The organism is Gluconobacter sp. P5B12 (assembly GCF_018812035.1).
Taxonomy (GTDB): domain Bacteria; phylum Pseudomonadota; class Alphaproteobacteria; order Acetobacterales; family Acetobacteraceae; genus Gluconobacter.
On the sequence record NZ_JACRVV010000003.1, the window covers coordinates 295837 to 315355 of the forward strand.

The 19519-nt window shown below is 54.2% G+C and carries 13 protein-coding genes and 1 tRNA gene; 10 read left to right on the forward strand and 4 right to left on the reverse strand.

Features of this window, described 5'->3' with window-relative positions; all coding sequences use genetic code 11:
- The first annotated feature begins 62 nt into the window (after positions 1–62).
- On the forward strand, positions 63–821 hold the full coding sequence (locus tag KP702_RS08185; protein ID WP_252348625.1) for a transglycosylase SLT domain-containing protein: 759 nt from the start codon (positions 63–65) through the stop codon (positions 819–821).
- Between the two features lie 653 nt (positions 822–1474).
- On the opposite strand, the gene KP702_RS08190 is transcribed toward KP702_RS08185, so the two are convergent.
- Complete coding sequence (locus tag KP702_RS08190; protein WP_215768752.1) at positions 1475–1984, reverse strand: hypothetical protein; 510 nt, start codon at positions 1982–1984, stop codon at positions 1475–1477.
- Between the two features lie 339 nt (positions 1985–2323).
- Positions 2324–2398, reverse strand: a tRNA-Val gene (locus KP702_RS08195).
- 77 nt (positions 2399–2475) lie between these two features.
- On the opposite strand from KP702_RS08195, the gene KP702_RS08200 reads away from it, so the two are divergent.
- The 4 genes from KP702_RS08200 to KP702_RS08215 all read left to right on the forward strand — a co-directional run bounded on the left by KP702_RS08200 (position 2476) and on the right by KP702_RS08215 (position 7533).
- Entirely contained in the window at positions 2476–3348 is an 873-nt protein-coding gene (locus KP702_RS08200; protein WP_215768753.1) for an N-formylglutamate amidohydrolase, read from the forward strand.
- Between the two features lie 118 nt (positions 3349–3466).
- A complete protein-coding gene (xylB, locus tag KP702_RS08205; protein ID WP_202207503.1) occupies positions 3467–4927 on the forward strand; it encodes a xylulokinase in 1461 nt (486 codons plus the stop codon).
- A 66-nt stretch (positions 4928–4993) separates the two neighbouring features.
- Positions 4994–5593, forward strand: coding sequence for a nucleoside 2-deoxyribosyltransferase (locus tag KP702_RS08210; RefSeq protein ID WP_202207504.1), 600 nt, complete (start codon positions 4994–4996; stop codon positions 5591–5593).
- Between the two features lie 521 nt (positions 5594–6114).
- Positions 6115–7533 (forward strand): GGDEF domain-containing protein, encoded by a 1419-nt coding sequence (locus KP702_RS08215; RefSeq protein WP_202207505.1) that lies wholly within the window; start codon positions 6115–6117, stop codon positions 7531–7533.
- Between the two features lie 1003 nt (positions 7534–8536).
- Here the strand turns inward: KP702_RS08215 and KP702_RS08220 are convergent.
- Entirely contained in the window at positions 8537–9757 is a 1221-nt protein-coding gene (locus tag KP702_RS08220) for a PAS domain-containing sensor histidine kinase (protein WP_202207506.1), read from the reverse strand.
- A complete protein-coding gene (locus KP702_RS08225; protein WP_202207507.1) occupies positions 9758–10927 on the reverse strand; it encodes a sigma-54 dependent transcriptional regulator in 1170 nt (389 codons plus the stop codon).
- 199 nt (positions 10928–11126) lie between these two features.
- Here KP702_RS08225 and KP702_RS08230 point away from each other — a divergent pair, with 199 nt between their 5' ends.
- The 5 genes from KP702_RS08230 to KP702_RS08250 are packed head-to-tail and all read left to right on the forward strand — an operon-like array spanning position 11127 to position 19505.
- Positions 11127–12446 (forward strand): efflux RND transporter periplasmic adaptor subunit, encoded by a 1320-nt coding sequence (locus KP702_RS08230; RefSeq protein ID WP_252348604.1) that lies wholly within the window; start codon positions 11127–11129, stop codon positions 12444–12446.
- A gap of 14 nt (positions 12447–12460) precedes the next feature.
- The gene (locus tag KP702_RS08235) at positions 12461–13144 is read left to right on the forward strand and encodes an ABC transporter ATP-binding protein (protein ID WP_211498061.1); all 684 of its coding nucleotides are present in this window, start codon (positions 12461–12463) and stop codon (positions 13142–13144) included.
- A gap of 15 nt (positions 13145–13159) precedes the next feature.
- Positions 13160–15616 carry an ABC transporter permease gene (locus KP702_RS08240; protein ID WP_215768754.1) on the forward strand — a complete coding sequence of 819 codons (2457 nt, stop codon included), beginning with the start codon at positions 13160–13162 and terminating at the stop codon, positions 15614–15616.
- Positions 15617–15621: 5 nt separating this feature from the next.
- Complete coding sequence (locus tag KP702_RS08245; protein ID WP_215768755.1) at positions 15622–18054, forward strand: ABC transporter permease; 2433 nt, start codon at positions 15622–15624, stop codon at positions 18052–18054.
- Positions 18055–18092: 38 nt separating this feature from the next.
- On the forward strand, positions 18093–19505 hold the full coding sequence (locus KP702_RS08250) for a TolC family outer membrane protein (protein WP_215768756.1): 1413 nt from the start codon (positions 18093–18095) through the stop codon (positions 19503–19505).
- Positions 19506–19519: the final 14 nt, after the last annotated feature.

The following is a 19519-nucleotide window of genomic DNA, read 5'->3' on the forward strand; positions in this document are numbered from 1 at the left end:
TTCTGTTTTTTCTATTCTGCATAAGTGTTGCCACCTCATCGGCAGGCGCCAATGACTGGGATATGGCGCGGGCATGTAGCGAGGCCGTGTCTATTGCAGAGCCACAGGCTGGTATTCCGAATGGTCTTTTGGCGGCTATCAGCCGTGTAGAGAGTGGTCGTCGTGACCCTTTATCGGGCCGGACGGTCGCTTGGCCATGGACTGTGAATGCTGCCGGAAAAGGATATTTTTATCCTTCAAAAGTCGAGGCTGTTGCTGCGGTCGAGGCATTTCAGAGTGCCGGTATCACATCGATTGATGTTGGTTGCATGCAGGTCAATCTTCATCATCACCCGAAAGCATTTCTTTCGTTAGAAGAGGCTTTCGACCCCCTCACCAATGTCAGATATGGGGCTTTTTTTCTAAAAAATCTTTTCACGCAATTGCGTGGCTGGAGTGCGGCAACGGCTGCTTATCACTCTTTAACGCCTGCTTTGGGCGCGGAATATGAAGAGCACGTCATGGCGGTCTGGAATGGGAAAAATGACCTTTACAGGCCGCCAGACTTCCTGCCTCAGGTGGTCATGACAGGCTCAGGTCTGCAGGTTATCGTGCCGCAGTTTGATGAACAAATCCCAGCTAAGATCTCCAGAAATTTCCTGCAGGCGAAAACGACCCCCCCCAGAAACTTCCCGCCATCAATTGTAAGCCATACTACTTACGCCCCTCCTCCGCGCATTATCCACCATGTGACAAGTAACGGAGGAGGAACTGAAGGCCATGGTCGCGATCTAATGTCTTATCGTGCAAGTCCCGTCAGGATGGCTTGGCGACAAAACTGAGACGTTGGACTACCTGCCGGGTGCGGTCCAGTTATTGTGCTTGTATCCGGAATATGGCCCTGGTGTATCGCCTTGGCGCCAGTGAGTGCGATCAACACGATCAGAGTGATGGTCGTGAGCACAAGCTGTCAGCCCAAAGGCCAAAAGGATAGGCCCCAAAAGAAAACGGAACCTCATAATTTCTCTCCACGATATAGCCAGCCTAGCAGCAGGAGGCTGACGACAACGCGTTAGAGGGGATCAACGTTGCGGGGAGAAACCTGTCAAAAGATGATAGAGATACAGCATGAGCCAGTAGAGTTCTTTCAGGAGCACCCAGAAAGCACGGAAGACCTCGAATGGGTCAAAATTGGCACTGATCGACAGCGTGGAGGTTCCTTTAAATGGTCAGGTTTCCTCTCGATAAGCGAAAACCGTCATTTTGAGAAATCCGGGAACAATCGCAAAGTGCCCTGAAAAATGTCATGAGCGTCACAATGGCTTAAAATCTTATTAGCAACCTGGGATCGAAAATTGTTCTTGCTTTCGATCGTGGGTCCGTTCCCTCAGGTCTTTTATAGAGGGTTCTGGCTTCCAAATCGCGTCAAAAACCAAAAATGTAAGGAGTAAATAGCCAAGGCGCCTCTCCCTTAATTTTTGGTTTCCATATTGGTTTAGATACCCCGATAAATGCGAGCGCGGATCAAATCAGCATTGTCTGTTGATGCATCTGCATACGGAGTTGCCACCAAGCCAGCGAGCATTTCGACCAGAGGGGCCATGGACTGGACGGTCTGCATATAGTTTGCAGCTGAAGGGTAATAGGTTTGCACAATCGGGGTCGCGATTGTCAGCAGCGTATTGAGGTCGGCTCCAAGAGATTTTGCCCAGCTTTTCCCGGTATCAACCGTAATGGATCCGCCAGAACTGGCTTCAATCGAGGCGGTAACGCTCTCGATCTGGGCTACAAGGCTATCGAACCTGGCCTTGTCATCAGTGGACAGGTGATTGATTACACCCGGCATTGTTTCGATGATCTGAACCGCATAAGCGATGGCCGCAGCATCCTTGTTCAGGGCGGCTGTGTTGAAGCTGGTGCTGTTGCTCGTCGTCGAGCAGGCCACTGTCGAAGCGAGCAGCATACCCGACAGGCCAAACGCAGCGATGCGATTGAGAAAGTGCATATAATAAAGTCCCTAGATATGAAAAAACCGCCTCAAAGGGCGGTTGAAAATGAATGTTGCCGATAATTGATTGGGCCAGATAAAGCTAAAATGTGCTGGGAGGGCCGTTTCTGGATTATTCCGCGTAGCGAAGTTTAATTGCGCGCAGCAAGGACTTACGCTGAATCACTCTGTTATTTTGCGGTGAGATTTTGAGTGACTGGGCCTCAATTCTTGCGAAAATTCAGCCCGATGATTATTTTCTGGAGTGCTCTAATTCTGAGCGGACAATATCAAGCACGGAAAAGTAGTGAATGATTGAAGTTATTGATTTTATAAGGAATATCTGACCGGATCGGGTGGTGGGCGCAACAGGGATTGAACCTGTGACCCCTACCATGTCAAGGTAGTGCTCTACCGCTGAGCTATGCGCCCCCGATCCGGTGAGGCGGTGTTTAGCTGTCTCGAATGTGGGTGACAACCCCCTTGAACAAAAAAAATGCACTGAGGTTATGACTGACCCTTCCCCCTATCCTGCTGTAATCATTCAAAAGCCTCAGAAAACGGCCATTCCTCTTGTGGTTTCTTCTCCGCATTCCGGACAGAAATATTTTCAGGATTTTCTGGAGAGCAGTCGGCTTTCATTGTGGGAGCTTCAGCAGACAGAAGACAGGTTTGTCGATCAGTTGTTCGAATGTGTTCCATCCATCGGGGGAACATTGCTGACAACCGAATTTCCACGGATCTGGTGTGACGTTAATCGGGATTGTCGTGAACTGGATTCGGGAATGTTCAAACCTTCCCTTTCCGCCTCTGGTCTGCTGCAGACCTCGAAAGTCCGTGCAGGTTTCGGGGTTATTCCGCGTTGCGCCACGCAAGGACGACCAATCTATACGCACTGCCTGCCATTGGATGAAGTTCAAAGGCGCCTGGTTGCGTCGTGGGTCCCCTATCATCAGGCCCTTCAGAAACTTTTGCATGAAATGCAGAAACAGTTTGGGTCGGTAATTCTTCTAGAGGCTCATTCCATGCCCCGCCTGCATCAGGCGAAAAGCTGCGACATGGTTCTGGGTGATCTGCATGGCAAATCATGCTCCCCCGCTCTCACAGAGTGTGTGGAGCAGTATTTTTCAGGCAGAGGATACGCTGTTCGAAGAAATGTACCTTACGCGGGGGGCTACATCACCCGACATTATGGCCAGCCATCTGAGGGCATTCATGCCCTTCAGCTCGAAATATGCCGATCCCGTTATTTGAATCCGGCCACCCTTCAGCCTTCGCATGGGTTTGAACAGGTTAAAAACGATATAGACGGCCTTGTGCTTGAGTTGGCTGATCTTGCATGTCACGCCTTTCAGGTCAGCGAGGCTGCTGTGGCAGAATAATCCCGGTGGCTTTTTTATGGTTGCGAACTCAAGAAACCGGTCACTAGATTGTGCCCTGCCTATTCTTTGAGACTATGCGCTAAGCTCCGGATTTTAAACTCTGGTTTGGGACATAGGCATGTTTCTGGGAATTGACGTCGGAACTTCCGGAATCAAGGTTTTGTTGGTGGACGAGAACCAACAGGAAGTTGCGTCTCATACAGAGGGTCTGACAGTCAGTCGGCCATACGATGGATGGAGCGAACAGGCTCCGGAAGACTGGTGGACTGCGACCTGTCGTGGCATCGACCACTTGAAGTCCAGAGTTCCAGAAGCTGTTTCTGCCATACGGGGCATTGGTCTTTCCGGCCAGCAGCATGGTGCAGTTTTGCTGGATTCTGCGGGAGAGGTTCTGCGCCCGTGTATTCTTTGGAATGATACCCGCTCAGAGGCGGAATGTGCGCTTTTTGAAGAGCGTTTCCCCCGCAGTCGAGAGATTACGGGCAACGTTGCAATGCCTGGCTTTACCGCTCCAAAAATTCTGTGGGTTGCTCGGCATGAACCTGAAATTTTCGAACGTATTCAGCATGTTCTTCTTCCAAAGGCATGGCTGCGCTACAGAATGACGGGTCAGATGATTGAAGACATGTCCGATGCTTCAGGCACTCTCTGGCTGGATGTGGGAAAACGTGAATGGTCACCTGAAGCCTTGAAGGCAACGGGCCTGACATGTGCCAACATGCCTGAGCTCCGTGAGGGGACTGCGCCAGCAGGATATCTGAATGAAGAGCTCACCAAACGTTGGGGAATGGTGGCTTCCCCGGTCTTTGCCGGCAGTGCGGGCGATAATGCTGCGGGAGCTGTTGGGCTTGGTGCAATCCGCAATGGCGATGCGTTTATCTCGCTGGGAACGTCTGGTGTTGTTTGGGTGACGACCAACGAATTTCGTCCGGAGCATCAGTCTGCCGTCCATGCGTTTTGTCACGCTGTTCCCAAGACCTGGCATCAGATGGGGGTCACTCTGTCTGCCGCGGCTTCGCTTGCCTGGTGGGCAAGAACCTGTGGGATGAAAGAAGCTGATCTACTGGCTGAACTTCCTGAAAAACCGTCCCACCCTTCTCCCGTCTTGTTTGCCCCTTATTTGTCTGGAGAAAGAACGCCTTACAACGATGGGACCATTCGAGGGGCATTTATCGGGCTTTCACAGGACACAAGCCGTTCTGAGCTGACGCAGGCAGTATTAGAGGGGGTGGCATTCTCTTTCCGGGACGCCCTTGAGGGGCTGAAGGTGTCAGGATCTTCCATTCAGGAAGCCGACGTTATCGGCGGGGGCTCGCGCAGCCCATTCTGGATTTCCATTCTGGCGTCTGTGTTGGATTTACGGCTCCATTGCCTGGCACATGGAGAGCATGGTGGCGCATTTGGGGCTGCCAGGTTGGCGCGTCTTGCGGCAACAGGTGAAAGTGTAGAGAGCGTCTGCACGTCTCCAGAACGTGTCTCGGCAACTGATCCTGAAGCTGGCCTTCAAAATGAATATGCTGCGGCCTATCGCCGGTATCGTCGGATATATTCAGCGCTTCGTAACATTCAGGATGCGTGAATTAATTTTGGTAACGCAAACAGAAGAGGTTTTGTCTGCGGAAAACGCGTGGTAGGGCCCATGGTCATGCAGACAAAAATTCCTTCCGTCTATCTTGCTGGAGATCTCGTCTTTCGACCTGATGCTCTCTCCATATTCGAGCGCCTCAAAGCTATTTGTGCGGAGTATGGGCTTGAAGGGATTGCTCCGTTTGACGGGCAAGCAGAAGCTCGTCTGATGCCGCCAGGACGGGAGACCATTCTGGCATTTGTCCGCGCTGACCGAGCATTGATGGATCAGTGTGATGCAGGTCTGTTCTGTGTGGATCCGTTCCGTCGTGCGGCGGACATGGATCCAGGCACTGCCGTGGAAATCGGTTATATGCACGGTTTGGGCAAGCCGATGGAGGGCTATACAGTTGACGGACGACTGTATCCCGAAAAAGTTGAAGCATACTGGGAAAAGTCCTGGAAGCAGCCACTTCGATCGAGGGTCGAGGACGGGGCGCCCGCTTCAGGCAGTCAGGAAGATCCAGATGGAATGTTGGTTCATTCTGAAGGCCTTCTACAAAATGGCATGGTAGACGGCTTCATCGGCTTCTCGGGCGGAGAAATCTCTATTGACCCGGATTTTTATGAAGCTTTTCGAAAAGCAGCAAAACGTCTCTCAGGGCGTCTGAGCCATTAAAACGTGCCTTCCTCTTTGATGCAGCTATGGGAAATGCTCGCTGAGAAGGTTTGAGAGCGCCCGCGGGCAGGATTATCATCTTGAAAGGTTACTGCCTTGCGATTTCACAGGCTGACCATTGTCTGTTTGAGTATGATGGCGGGATGTGCAGCTTCTCCCCATCGAGATGTGCGGGACGACCTTTTGAAGCCTGTTCATTCTGCTGCTCCAGAGAGCAATGAGAAAGATGGCCTCAAGGACGGAAAAGTACACGGTTCTATGTCAATGAGTACCGGCTTTGGGGCCGGTCGAGCTTCGAATGAGCTAGGGAGATACGGGTCATTGGGAGGATGGTGAAATACTCTATCATGAAAAGTGACTTTGTTATTTTTTAGGTCAAAGAATATGACATGCTCTGTTTGTAAGTCTTTATCGGGGTATCTTCCGGCACGCATAGGCGCTTCTTAATGGTTTGGAAAACATGTTTGATGCAGACTTCAAAGGGTCCGCTTATTGTAAATTTGGGATAGTCTGATTTTTTCATGCTTTTACGTCTGACAAAAAAGTGCCCACCGTTTCTTTTTGTCGGCATCGTTGTATTCGTTGCAGCAATAGTAGGTATATCTTCGCGCTATATCGGGCAGCTTGCTCAGATCTGGCCAGCAAATGCACTGTTGCTGTGGCTGATGATTACTTACCCTCGCTTTAGCCAAAGAAGTTGCTGGATCAGTGCCTCTGTCGGTTACTTACTGGCTGGGTGGATAATGGCTGATCCGCTTTTTACAAATGCCTGGCTCACAACAGCAAACCTAGCTGGCGTTGGTATGGGGTACATCTTGTTTCGGCGCTTGGAACGACAAGAGACAGAGTTGGATGGCCCCCAGTCTGTTCTCGCCTTACTGCTGGTTTGTTCAGGCGCGGCAGGGGCCGCAGCGTTAGTGGGAACAGGAATTGCATTTTCTCTTCCTGGCAGTACCCCGTGGGGGCGCTTTATTTTGTGGTTCAGTAGTGAGCTGAACCGCTATCTCGTCTTGCTTCCTGTCTGTTTTGCAGGAAAAAAATGGTTTTCGGATCTTGTGAATGCAGGCTGGCGCAGTGTGTTGGTAACGCCAGGCTTCAATATCGCGCCGATTGTAAGTCTGGCAGCCTCAGTAGTTCTCGCTACCCTCACTGGCGGTCCTGGCGCAATTGCTTTTCCCGTCCCTGCCCTGCTGTGGTGTGCCCTGACCTACAGCGTTCTGCCTATGTGTCTTGTCGTCCTGATTTTTAACGTCACGGTGATGGGAATTGTAGAAGCCGGGCTTCTGAATTTCCATCAGGCGCATGAGGCTATTGGTGTAACCGTTTCCTTTCGGCTTGGTCTTTCTTTTCTGGTACTTGGCCCTCTTACAGTAGCAGCTATCATGAACACGCAACGGGCTTTGGTGGCGCGACTGAATCAATCCATTACTTGGGATAGTCTAACGCATGTTCTGAGCCGCCAGGCCTATCTGGAGAGAAGCGCGGCCTTGATTAAGGACGTCGTAGAAAACCCGAAGAACAACGGCGTTGCCATACTTATGATAGACCTTGATCGTTTCAAGGATATCAATGACACGTATGGCCATTTTACGGGAGACGCAGCTCTTGTCGCCGTGACTGCTGCTATTTCTGATGTGCTTTGTCCCAACCAGATTTTTGGCCGCGTCGGCGGAGAAGAATTTGCGATTACCGTTGCTGCTCTTGATGAAAAGACGGCTATCGATCTGGCTGAGAAAGTTCGCCAAACGGTAGAGCATGCTCCCTGCCTTATTGCTGAATCAGGATTACAGATGACTGTCAGTATAGGAGTTGTTTATCGAGACTGTATAAATGAAAAAGACTTTCAGTCTCTTCTTACGAAGGCGGATGCTGCATTATACGAGGCTAAAGCATCTGGTCGTAATTGTGTGGTGAAATATTCTCCTTCAAATAATTTTTGATTTTTTTTCTTCGATGTGAGGTTGTATTTTCTATAATTTCTTTGCGGCGTTCTCTTTTTAAGATGGCATAATATTCCCGTAACTCTGATGATGCATCCGAAAAGCGATAATATGAATTAGCGTCTGAAGAAAAATTAGAAAGAGCTAAAAATTTACTCATTTTTCTAAAAAACGGCTGAAGGCGGTTCTCCAATTATATCCCTCTGTCAGGCCCATTGGACTTTCTACGGCCAACGTGCTGTTTCTTTTGCACTCGTGGCCTCGATCCGGCGGATAACCTCCAGCAACTACGGGAGGTATGATGTCGTCAAGATTGATCAGACCAAGTGGCGGCCATAAGAAACATTGCAGACTGGTTGCCACATCTTTTCTGTCGTGCTCCGCCCACTGATCGCTCTGTACTGTAATCCAGTCCTCTCCGACGCTTTGTAACTGCCGGTCTGCTCTCTGTGCTTCGGCCCGATGCGCTTTCTGGTCAGGGCAGGATCACGAACGGCCCGTAGCTTACTTCTCGCGGCCGCCGAAGCGATACTTCATACGCCATAGTTGCGAGCCGTTAGGTTGTACGAGAATGAATAAGCTGCCCGTTTGTAAGCTTTTTCTGCTAGCGCAAGGCGATGCAGTTGAATATCCATCAGCATCGATACCCCACACATGAAATGATACTCTCATTATACTCCGACGCTGCTTGAGCTTGAGGGACTATCACGGAGCATTATAAAGTCCACAAACAGCAAAAATCGCCAGTTTGATGACACTAAAATCACTATGAATTATTGTGGGACGCATTGAATGGCGGAGGGATGTCAATGTATTTGAACGGTTAATTGTATGATTTTCAAAGAAAATTTTCGATGAGTATTTTATAATACCCCTAATTATGCCCCGGATATTAATCCAACATATTATAGTGGTAATTTGAGAGGGTTACGGAGCTTATAAATGAAGAAACCTGCCTATCTCACATGGCGTTTGCAAACCTGCTTTTTCCTTGTGGAAGATATTATAACTGTACATCAAACGTTGTTTTCCAATGTGATTTCTCGTCCGTGATCCCTAATGCCAGTCTACCACCGTGACCTCTGATAATTTGGCGCGCGAGAGGCAATCCGATTCCGTTTCCTCCAGATTTGAATGACACAAACGGCTCGAAGATTTGGTCCCGTAGATCCATATCTATACCCGGTCCATTATCGCGAACACGGATAGCAATCGTGTCATTCATAGCTTCGACAGCCAGTTGCACATGAGGATCAGGCTGTGTGAGAGCAGCCTCCGCGCCATTGTTCAGAAGGTTTAACAGCGCCTGCTCCATCTGCACGGCATCAAGCCGAACCATGATACGGCCGGACGGTACAACGACATCCAGCGCCACGCATTCCTTCCATCGCGCAGTAAAAATTCGCACAATCTCCTGAACCAATGCACCAAGATCCGTTAATTTCAGATCCGGCTCTGGCAGGCGGGCAAGATCACGGTAACCACGAACAAAACGATCTAACCCTTCAGTACGGCGACGGATTGTCCCAAGTGCCTCGATGATCAGATCGTCTGTCTCATAACGCCCTCTCTTCAAACTGCATTGTTCGGCAAACAGATCCTCTGCCGTCGCCGACAGAGAAACGATGGGTGTGAGGGAGTTCATGATTTCATGACTCAAGATCTGCAACAGATCACGAAGTGCCTGTGCTTCAGCAGCGTTCAGTCCGGCTTCAACGTCTGTCAGTGCCAGATACGCCACGATGCCTCCGGCGCCCCCACCCTTCCCCATTGATAGCGCGTAGACCCGGGATGAGCCTCCGCTGGACGCCAGTCGGATCAAACGTTTCTCTGGCCCCGTCGCGTCATTTTCTAATGCCATGACAAGTGGCGGTGGTGGATCGCGGAGGACACCTTCCGTCATGAACAGACGCCGTGCCGCGCGATTGGCAGCATGCAGGGTGCCATCAACATACTGGATCAGCAGCGGAACCGGAGCATGGTCCAGCAGCGCCCGGTTGCGCAGTTTTTCCCGATCCACAGATCGCACGACAGAAGGTTCCTGTCGTTTCAGGCGTCGCGCCATACGGATCTGTGCATCTACGACAGAGCCAGCACAAAACAATCCCAGGCACGATAGCAGAACAGCCGTTGCGTAAAACCCGTGCTGCCACGCCGGAGCCGTGATCAGACAGGCCGCTACGATGCCGGAAAGCAGCAGAAGCGTTTCAATCGCAACCCGCATCTAAAGCCCATACCTTGCCATCCGGCGGTAGAGCGCCGGTCGTGTCAGGCCTAGTTCCCGCGCCGCTTGTGTGACATTGAATCCGTGTTTGCGAAGAGTCGCCTCGATCAGGGACCGCTCTGTATCGCGCAGTGTAGGCGTGCTTTTTGACGCCCCGCCCTGCTCGTCAGCTGATGTCCAACTCCATGTTCCCGTGAGGACCGCCCGCTCAACGGTTGCACGAAGGCTTCGCACGTTTTGCGGCCATGCTTCTCCACAGAGCAACTGACGCCGCTCTTCATCTATCACTGGCTCCATCAGCCCGTGTCGAACTGAGAAATAGCGTAAAAAATGTCCGCTCAGGGCAAGGATATCCTCCGGTCGCTCGTGAAGAGGCGACAGCGGCAGTATTATCATCCCAAGATGCAGCATCAGTCGCGGGTCAAGAGCAGCCTCCAAACCAGTATGATCCACAGATGAAAGGGCAATGACCCGTGGGGGCGTGGGTTCATCCAGCCTGTCTGCCAGATGTCGTTGCATGGGTGCAGACAGCGCTTCAAAGTTACGAAAAATCCACGTTCCGCCTCCTTCAGGTAGACCCTCGCAATCTTCCGCGCGGATCGTCACTGCGGGATTGCTCTCCTGAGAAAGCGCATGAATGCGCCGTGCAAGAAGCATCTTTCCAACCCCTGACGGCCCTGTAATGACCAGTGGAGCACGAGTAACGGCCAAGCGGTCGGCTTCAGTGACAATACGGCGCAGGTTTTCCGACGCCACGATCATAACAGGATCGGTTTCAGCCGCCTGATCGGCCCGACGGCCCTTCAGAGTTGTGCCAACCAGCGCAAGAAGGCGCTCATTATTCCAGGGCTTCATAACGAAATCAGCAGCGCCTGCCCGCATTGCTGCAACCGCAATCGTTACGCCGCTATGGCCGGTTACGACGATCACGGGCAGATCCTGACGGAGAACCAGGATATTTCTGAGTAAGGCCAGCCCCTCTGCGCCGCTACTCTCGCCTTTTCTGTAATTGAGATCCAGCAGCACAAGGTCCACAGGAAAAGATGCAAGCTGTGTCAGAGCCTCTTCCGCTCCATACGCAGACAGCATCTCGATCCCACTTCGGCGAAACAATAGCCTCGCAGCAATCTGCACATCGCGATCATCATCGACGAAGAGAAGGCGGGGCACTAACGACTTTCCTTCTCTCGATTCGTTGCGGAAGTCATTCATTTCGATCTTGACTGGCCTTTCAGAGGTGTCCGGTTCCGGACACCACGTTCGAAACCGGACATATCCTAGATAGATACCTTAATTTCTTCCTTATTTATCAATAAGATAAATTCAATCATCTCCATGATACACTGTTTGCGAACAGGAGAAACAGTGCATGGATCAACCCGTTTCCAAAGCGTCGTCGAACACTACGATGCGCCCGGCCTCAGGCGCCGTTATGGATCGGGTGGTCCCTCCTTCACGGCGTAAGGTCGTGCTTCGGAAGGCCCTGCGTTATGGCGCTCCTGTGGTAGTCATCGGTATTCTCTGGGCTGGATGGCGTCTCGTACCCGCGTCGGGAACGCTTTCGGTATCTCAGGATCAGCTGACAGTCGCGACAGTACAGTCCGCACCCTTTCTCGATTACCTTCCAGTTCGCGCCACCGTTGCTCCGCTCAACGTCACTTTTATCGACGCCATACAGGGCGGAGAGGTTTCTGAAGTCGTGGCAAAGGATGGTGCCCTCGTGAAAAAGGGGGATGTTCTGGCACATCTGACCAATCCTCAGCTCCAGTTGGACGTCACATCCAGAGAAGCGCAGATCGCAAGCCAACTCGGTGCAGTCAGCGCCCAGCGCCTGACCCTGCAACAGACGCGCACAACCGAAGAAACGCAGCTTGCCGAGGCCAGATATAATCTTCTCAAGGCCCAGCGCGAACTTTCCATTCGCCAGCAACTTCACGGACAAGGCTTTGAATCTGACGCGAACGTTCAGTCCTATCGTGACGAGGCTGACTATTACGCCCAGCGCCTAAAACGTCTTGAAAATGCACTGACACTGGACCTGAAGGTTGCGGATCGTCAGGGAAACGAGATTGATGAGGAAGCTCAGCGGCTGCGCTCCAATCTGGACGTCGTGGAGACCAGCCTCAATGCACTCGTCCTTCGCGCGCCATTGGATGGCCGACTGACCAATTTTGACCTTCAGCCGGGGCAGTCATTGAAAGCTGGAGATAAGATCGGCCAGATCGACAGCGAGGGACAGTACCGTCTCGATGCAGATATTGACGAGTTCTATCTAGGTCGCGTCGCAATCGGCGAACGGGCTGAGGCTGATCTTGGCGATACAAAACTGCCCATGACCGTATCCCGCGTGCATCCACAGGTCACGAACGGCCAGTTTCGCGCGGAACTTACCTTCGACCGTCCTCCACCAGCAGGGTTAAGGCGCGGAGAAAGTGTCGATCTGCGCATCACGCTCGGTGAAACCCATCGCGCCCTCGTCCTGCCGAATGGTGCATGGCTGGAGGCGAGTGGCGGCTCTTCGGTCTTTGTCATGGCCTCAGGAGATCACGGCGCTGACCGGGTTTCAATTACCTCCGGGCGTCGCAATCCAGAGCAGGTCGAAATCACCGGCGGGTTGCATGATGGCGACCGGGTGATCGTCTCTTCCTACACTTCCTACAAGAATTTCAACCATCTCTCGATCCACTGACAGGGCCGAACATCATGCTGATCGAACTTTCTCAAATCCAGCGCCTCTACCGTTCTGACGAGGTGGAAACCACGGCCCTGCAGGACATCGACCTTCAGATCGAGACCGGCGAATTCGTCGCAATCATGGGGCCTTCAGGCTGCGGAAAATCCACCCTGCTCAACATCCTCGGCACGATCGACCGGCCGACCGGTGGCTCCTATCGCTTCGGCACACAGGAACTGACCGCAATGAACGAAGCGGAACTGGCTAAATTCCGCCGGGAACATCTGGGATATGTATTCCAGAGTTTTAACCTGATCGATGAGTTGACGATCGAAGAAAACATCGAACTGGCCCTCATCTACCGTGAGATGCCCAAAAGCGAGCGCAGGGACCGCGTTGCGCATGCCATGGACCATGTCGGCATCGCGCACCGTGCACGGCATTATCCTTCTCAACTCTCAGGCGGCCAGCAGCAGCGCGCGGCCATTGCGCGCGCCATTGTAGGCCAGCCCAGCCTGATCCTCGCCGACGAACCGACCGGTAACCTGGACACCGATAACGGCGCACAGGTGATGGATATCCTCCAGCGCCTCAATGACGAAGGCGCCACTATCATCATGGTCACACACTCCCCCAGCCACGCCGACCTCGCGCGCCGCCGCATCGACATGCTCGACGGTCAGGTCGTGGTCTCCGTCCGCAACGCTATCTGAGGTGGAGTAAGCGTCATGCTCATCACCATCTTGCGCAATATCGTCCGTCAGGCCCGGCGTCAGCCTCTTTATCTGGCTCTCAACGTGATCGGGCTGGGGCTCGGTATGGCGGTCTGCCTCGTGCTGACGTTGCAGGTTCGGTATGAATACAGCTTCAACACATCCATTCCTGATGCTGCGAATGTTCTGCGCCTTGACGCTCATCACATGAATCCCGGAAACGCTCCGCAGGAGAACGCCGATGTGCCGTTCATCGCGTTTCCGTTCCTGCATACGGACTTCCCTCAGATCCTTGCCACGACACGCTACGAAACAGCGGATTATCAGCTTCGCGCAGGCGATCGCAGGGTCACGGCCGACACCGCTATGGTCGATCCATCTTTTTTCGATGTCATCACTCTAAAGCTCGAACGCGGCAATGCACGCACGGCGTTGACCCGGCCAGACGCGATCGTCCTTTCAGCCAATACGGCACAGGCCCTGTTTGGTACGACCGACGTGCTCGGACGCATCATCACGACAGACCATGAAGGCCACCGAGTCAGCCAGACGGTAACGGCCATACTCGCTCGTCCAAGCGGGCCTGTGACGATTAGACCGGAGGCTGTAAAGCCCATCCCCTCTTACGAGATGGAAAAATCGCAATTCACACGCTGGGGCTCCAGTGCAGGCAATATTTTCATACGGGTACATCATGCCGTCGATCGCAGTGTAATCTCACAAAACCTGACCCGTTTTGTGATCGATCACGCATCCGGAGATGCGAATAACGACAACAGCGAAGGTATCCATCCCGAACGCCACTTCCGCCTTTCACTGGTCAGCCTGCGCGAAACACATTTTCACGATCTACAGGTCATTGGCGGAGATGAGGCAACCGACCGATCGGTCGTTAATATTCTTGAACTGATCGGTGTTCTGGCGCTCCTGCTCGCCGTTTTCAACGCCATCAATCTCGCAACGGCGCGGGCTGGTCTGCGCGCACGAGAGGTGGCTATCCGTAAGACACTGGGCGCCACGCGAATGGTACTGTTCGTCCAGTTCGTAGGGGAAGCCATAGTCAATACCGCCGTGGGGGGCGCACTCGCGCTCGCCCTGTGTGAAGTTGCCCTCCCTTTCACGGCTGCCCTCACCGGTACGACCCTGCATATGGACTATGGCTTTACGCTTCCCTTCCTTTTCGGCGTCGTATTGCTGACTGGCCTTGCCTGCGGCCTCTACCCGGCGATCATTCTTTCGTCCTACCAACCGGCACACGTCCTTGCCGCAACCCGGATGCCGTGCGGCGACCGGAGCGCGGCGCGTCTGCGGAATGGGCTCGTCATCATACAGTTCGCATTCGCCGTGGCCTTCGCGATCTGTACGCTCGTGGTGAACCGGCAGGCCAATTTCATGCAGGCGCTGGATCTGGGCTTCGCACGTGAAGGCGTGCTTATCAGTTCCGGCGACATGGCGAATGATGCCGGAAAGCAGCGCGCCCTCATCGAAGCCCTGCGTCACACCCCTGGTGTGGTGTCCACATGTCTCTCCGAACTCACCCCGAATATCGACAATCGTCACCGATTTGATGTCACACCCGTTGGCTCGCATAGCGGAGACATTCACGTTCTCGGAGATACGATCGTTGGCGACTATGCCATGACGTATCGTCCTCGCCTGCTTGCCGGGCGCTGGTTTGACAGCAGCCACGGTCAAGACGACAGCCCCGGGGACGATGCATTCTATAAGGCGCCAGGTAAAACCTGGAACGTGGTCCTCAACCGTACTGCCCTGTCCCGACTAGGGTTTGTGACGCCTGAAAGCGCTGTTGGTGCTTTGCTTAAGAGCGGAAGTGTCACGTTACGGGTCATCGGCGTGACCAAAGACATGCGTTTCATTTCCGCACGCGAAGACGTCTCACCCCAGATCACGTTCTATTCCACCGCGCCTCAGACCTATCCGCACGCATCGGTCCGCTTTTCTGGTGCCTCTGAAAACATCATGAGAACACGTCTCAAGTTGGCATGGGATCAGGTTTTCCCGGATGCCCCTTCCGGCTTCGAGACGGTTCAGGAACGTATGTCCACGTTCTATATCACGGAACAGCGACGCGGCTGGCTGTTCTCCATCGCCTCAGGGATTGCCGTCACTATTGCGTGCCTCGGACTATATGGGTTTGCGTCCTTTATTGCACTTCGCAGAACGCATGAAGTCGGCATTCGCAAGGCTTTGGGGGCGACGGGCCAGAAGGTCCTCACGCTCATGTTGCGTGATTTCCTGCGCCCCGTGCTCGTCGCCTGCGTCCTCGCCGCTGTCCCGGCATGGTTCGTGGTGCAGTACTGGCTTTCAGGCTTCCATCAGCAGATCTCAGTCTCATGGCTCGATTTCGCAATTGTCGTCAGCGGAACGATTGCCATCGCTGCCCTCACCGTCCTTGGACAAACATTACGTCTCGCCCGCGCCGAACCGGCCCGTGCGCTCAGAGCGGAGTAAGCGTCATGCTGTCCCATATCGCCCTGGTTTTCTGGCGTGGCATCGTCCAGCGCCGTCTGTTCACAACACTGAACGTGCTGGGCATGGCACTCGGTATGGCAACGTTTCTCACGTTGGTCCTGATCGTACGCTACGAATTCAGCTTCGACCGCTGGATTCCACACGCTGCGGACATTTACAGGCTGGATGCGTTCGATGACAGCGAGGCTTCCGTCTCTAGCATTCGCCTCATCGACGCATTACGCGTCGAACATCCGGACTGGAACGCGACCGCCGTCCTGCGAGGCTTTTCCGGAGCGACCATTCGCGTCAATGAAAACGCCTGGGACGTCTTCATTGCGCGCACCGACCCGCATCTCTTCGATGTCTTTGCCCTGCCGCTTCTGGAAGGAGACCCCGCAACTGCTCTGGTTCCAGACGGCGTGGTCATCTCACAGGCAGAAGCACTACGCTTCTTCGGGACCGATCATAGCATTCTTGGAAAAACACTCGACCTGACCCAGAAAGGGCAGACTCACAGACTGCATGTCACGGGCGTTCTGAAGGAACTTCCCGCGAATACCACACCACGATTTGACATCATTGTTCCCTCTTCGGAGGCAGCCCTGCACATCAATGATCTCTGGCCAATGGCCACATCTGAAATCTGGGTGCGGGTCTCGCCATCGGTCGCATCTCAATTCCCCACCCTCCTCCAAGGTCTCGTACAGCGACATGCCGCAGGGCTGTCGGAACAAGAGTCTAAAAAATATGTTGTCCGCGGGCGTGCTCTCACCAGTCTGCACTTCTTCGACGCCACCATTGGTATGCGAGGGACTGATAAACGCCTGCCAGTGATCCTTGGCATCGTCGGTCTGCTGGCACTCGGCGCAGGGTTGGTTAACTTCGTCACACTGTCCACGGCTCTTGCGGCAACCCGGGCCCGTGAAGTCGCGATGCGCAAGGTGCTGGGAGCGACGGTCTTGATGCTAGGGCTGTCGTTTACGGCAGAAGCCATTGGGCTGGCACTGATTGCGGCCTTTGTCGCCCTCGCCCTGACTGAACTGATCCTGCCCTGGATCACTACGCTGAGTGGCTGGCCCATCCGGCTCGATTTTGGCTTTGCAGTGCCCCTCCTTATCATTACGGCCGTCATCGGAGGGGCCTGCGCAGGAGCCTATCCGTCATGGGTCCTCTCACGCTTCCGGCCGGCTACGGTTCTCTCGTCTGCCCGCCTGCCTGGAAGCGGTCGCCTCGGGAGCCGCCTGCGCGAAGGGCTGACCATCGTTCAGTTCTCCTTCGCTGTGACACTGACAATCTGTACGCTGGTCATCTGGCGCCAGACCCGCCTGCTCCAGACCATGGACCGCGGGTTCCACCAATCCGGCCTTCTCGTAAGCCATCTGCCAAATGACCCGGCTGAGCGTCTGCGCCAGCAGCGATTGAGCGATCTTGTGCGTAACCTTCCAGGCATCACTGGCGTCACGGTTTCAGACGATGCCCCTGGCGGTGGCAGCGCAGGCATGACTTTCGACACAACACGGCCGGGAAATGCTATACCCGCCATATTAGCTGTGATCGGAACACAATCCTCGACGCTTCCGGTCTGGGGGGCACACCTTCTCGCCGGGCGCCTGTTCGACAGTTCTCATGATTACGACAGTCGCCCTATGCCCGCGTCCCCATTCGACAGTTTCCTCACCGGCCAGGCGTTGGCGTTCGGCACACATAATGTCGTCATCAATGAAGCCGCCGTGCGAGCGCTTGGGTTCGCTAATGACGCAAGTGCCATCGGAACACCGATCACATTGCATGGAAAGGACATCCAGACGATCATCGGCGTCATTGCCGATATGCGTTTCAAAGACAGTCGGGCCAGCGTCACGCCTGCGCTCTACTATGCGATATCAGGCCCGATTGGGTACGGCGTACTCTCTGTCCGCTACAGAAACGCTCCTGAAAACACAACGCGAGCAGCAATCGCTACGATCTGGAAGCAGGTCTATCCGGAAAGCGCACTGAATCTGCGCAGTGTCGGTGACATCATTGATGAGGATGTCCGGCCAGAACAGCAGCGCGGAATGCTGATGATTGCCGCCTCCTTCGTGACCCTCTCCATTTCCTGTGTCGGGCTCTACGGCATCGCCGTGTTCAACGTCCGCCGCAGATTATTCGAAATTGGGGTCCGCAAGGTGCTCGGCGCAACAGCCCAACAGGTGACGCGCCTTCTGATCCTCCAGTTCCTGCGGCCAGTCATGATTGCGAACATCGTCGCCTGGCCGGTTGCCTGGTGGGTGATGCGTAACTGGCTGTCCGGGTTTGACCGCCGCATCAGCCTTTCTCCGCTCTATTTCGCCCTGACTGCCCTGATCGTACTCGCGCTCGCGGTTCTCACCACTCTGTTCCAGATCCGCCGCGGTGCCCGCAGCGCACCGGCCATCGCTCTGGGCTCTTCATGAACCGCTGCTCTACTCACCACTCAGGACCCTGCCCGATCATGAGACACAGCACGCTTCTCGTTCTTGCCCTGCTGGTTGCGTCCACGGCGGCTTTCCCTGCCATTGCAGACGCTCAAACGCTGCAGGAGGCCTTGGCTCTCGCCTACCGAAGCAATCCGACGCTGCGCGGTGAGCAGGCCAATCAGCGCGCTATTACCGAAAACTCAGCGCAAGCCAGGTCAGGCTGGAGGCCCACCGTTCAGCTGAACATGGATGCTTCCTATCAACAGGGGCCATACACCAGCGCCTTTGCGCTTGGCTCCTATACGTCCAACTCTGCTGAAGGTTATGTATCGGCCAAGCAGACGCTGTATTCATTCGGCCATGTCGCCAATCAGGTCCGTGCAGCGGACGCCCGTTCTCAAGCGGAACAGCATCAGTTGAGGCTCATTGAGGCGCAGGTCTTTACCAATGTCGTCACAGCCTACATGAATGTATTGCGAGATCGAAACATCCTCGACGTGCGTCGGGCAGATCTGGAGATGCTGACAAGGCAGGTCCAGTTGACAACCTCGCGTTACAATCTCGGCGGACAGCCCTCCGAACAGGTCACGCGCACCGATGTCGAGCAGGCGGAGACGCGCCGACGGTCAGCAGAGGTTGCCGTTACACAGGCTCAGGCCACGCTTGCCGCATCCGTGGCCCAGTTTCGCGCAGTTATTGGCGCAGATCCCAGTGAACTCACAATGCCTGATAGCCTGCCGGGCCTACCTGCAACGCTCGATCAGGCGCTGAAAACTGCGCTTACACTTAATCCACAGCTCGCCCAGATGCAGGAAACAAAGAAAGCCACGTCTGCCGACATCGACACCGCCCGCTCACAGTGGGGGCCACAAATTCAGGTTCAGGGCACTTTCGGAACGATCGGTCCCGCCTCACCGTTCCGGGGTGGACAGTATGGCGAACAGGTGACTGGCGTCGTGCAACTCGTCCAGCCCCTCTATAACGGAGATCTGTACAACTCCCAGATCCGCCAGGCTCGCAACATAGACGAACAGGCCCGCGAGAACATTGAACTCGCGCGGCGGACCGCGCTTCAGGACGTGGCAACCAACTGGCATGCCGTTGAAAACGGATTACAGGCTATCAGTGCCGGAATTGCCGAAGTCAAATCCGGTGAAACGTCTCTCAAGGGATACCAGATCGAATATGGCTACGGTCTGCGGAGCACGACCGACGTCCTTTATGCCGATCAGAACCTGCGGTCAGCCCAGGTGGAACTCGCCAGCAGTCGTCATGATACCATCGTCGCAGAAGCAACACTTCTTGCCGCGATGGGGCGGCTTCAGAGTGATGATCTCCTACCCGGAATGCCTCATTATGACGCTGCGGCAAAACTTCAGCATGCGCGGACACGCGGCTGGGAACCTCTTCAGGCGCCGAGCTCCGCTATCGACAAGGCTGGTTGGTAAGAAAGGAGAACCTA

Coding starts and splice junctions, on each gene's coding strand:
- KP702_RS08210 (WP_202207504.1), top strand. CDS start 4,994: ATGCAGACAAAAATTCCTTCCGTCTATCTTGCTGGAGATCTCGTCTTT.
- KP702_RS08250 (WP_215768756.1), top strand. CDS start 18,093: ATGAGACACAGCACGCTTCTCGTTCTTGCCCTGCTGGTTGCGTCCACG.
- KP702_RS08200 (WP_215768753.1), top strand. CDS start 2,476: ATGACTGACCCTTCCCCCTATCCTGCTGTAATCATTCAAAAGCCTCAG.
- KP702_RS08220 (WP_202207506.1), bottom strand. CDS start 9,757: ATGCGGGTTGCGATTGAAACGCTTCTGCTGCTTTCCGGCATCGTAGCG.
- KP702_RS08215 (WP_202207505.1), top strand. CDS start 6,115: ATGCTTTTACGTCTGACAAAAAAGTGCCCACCGTTTCTTTTTGTCGGC.
- KP702_RS08190 (WP_215768752.1), bottom strand. CDS start 1,984: ATGCACTTTCTCAATCGCATCGCTGCGTTTGGCCTGTCGGGTATGCTG.
- KP702_RS08230 (WP_252348604.1), top strand. CDS start 11,127: ATGGATCAACCCGTTTCCAAAGCGTCGTCGAACACTACGATGCGCCCG.
- KP702_RS08245 (WP_215768755.1), top strand. CDS start 15,622: ATGCTGTCCCATATCGCCCTGGTTTTCTGGCGTGGCATCGTCCAGCGC.
- KP702_RS08185 (WP_252348625.1), top strand. CDS start 63: ATGGCGCGGGCATGTAGCGAGGCCGTGTCTATTGCAGAGCCACAGGCT.
- KP702_RS08235 (WP_211498061.1), top strand. CDS start 12,461: ATGCTGATCGAACTTTCTCAAATCCAGCGCCTCTACCGTTCTGACGAG.
- KP702_RS08240 (WP_215768754.1), top strand. CDS start 13,160: ATGCTCATCACCATCTTGCGCAATATCGTCCGTCAGGCCCGGCGTCAG.
- xylB (WP_202207503.1), top strand. CDS start 3,467: ATGTTTCTGGGAATTGACGTCGGAACTTCCGGAATCAAGGTTTTGTTG.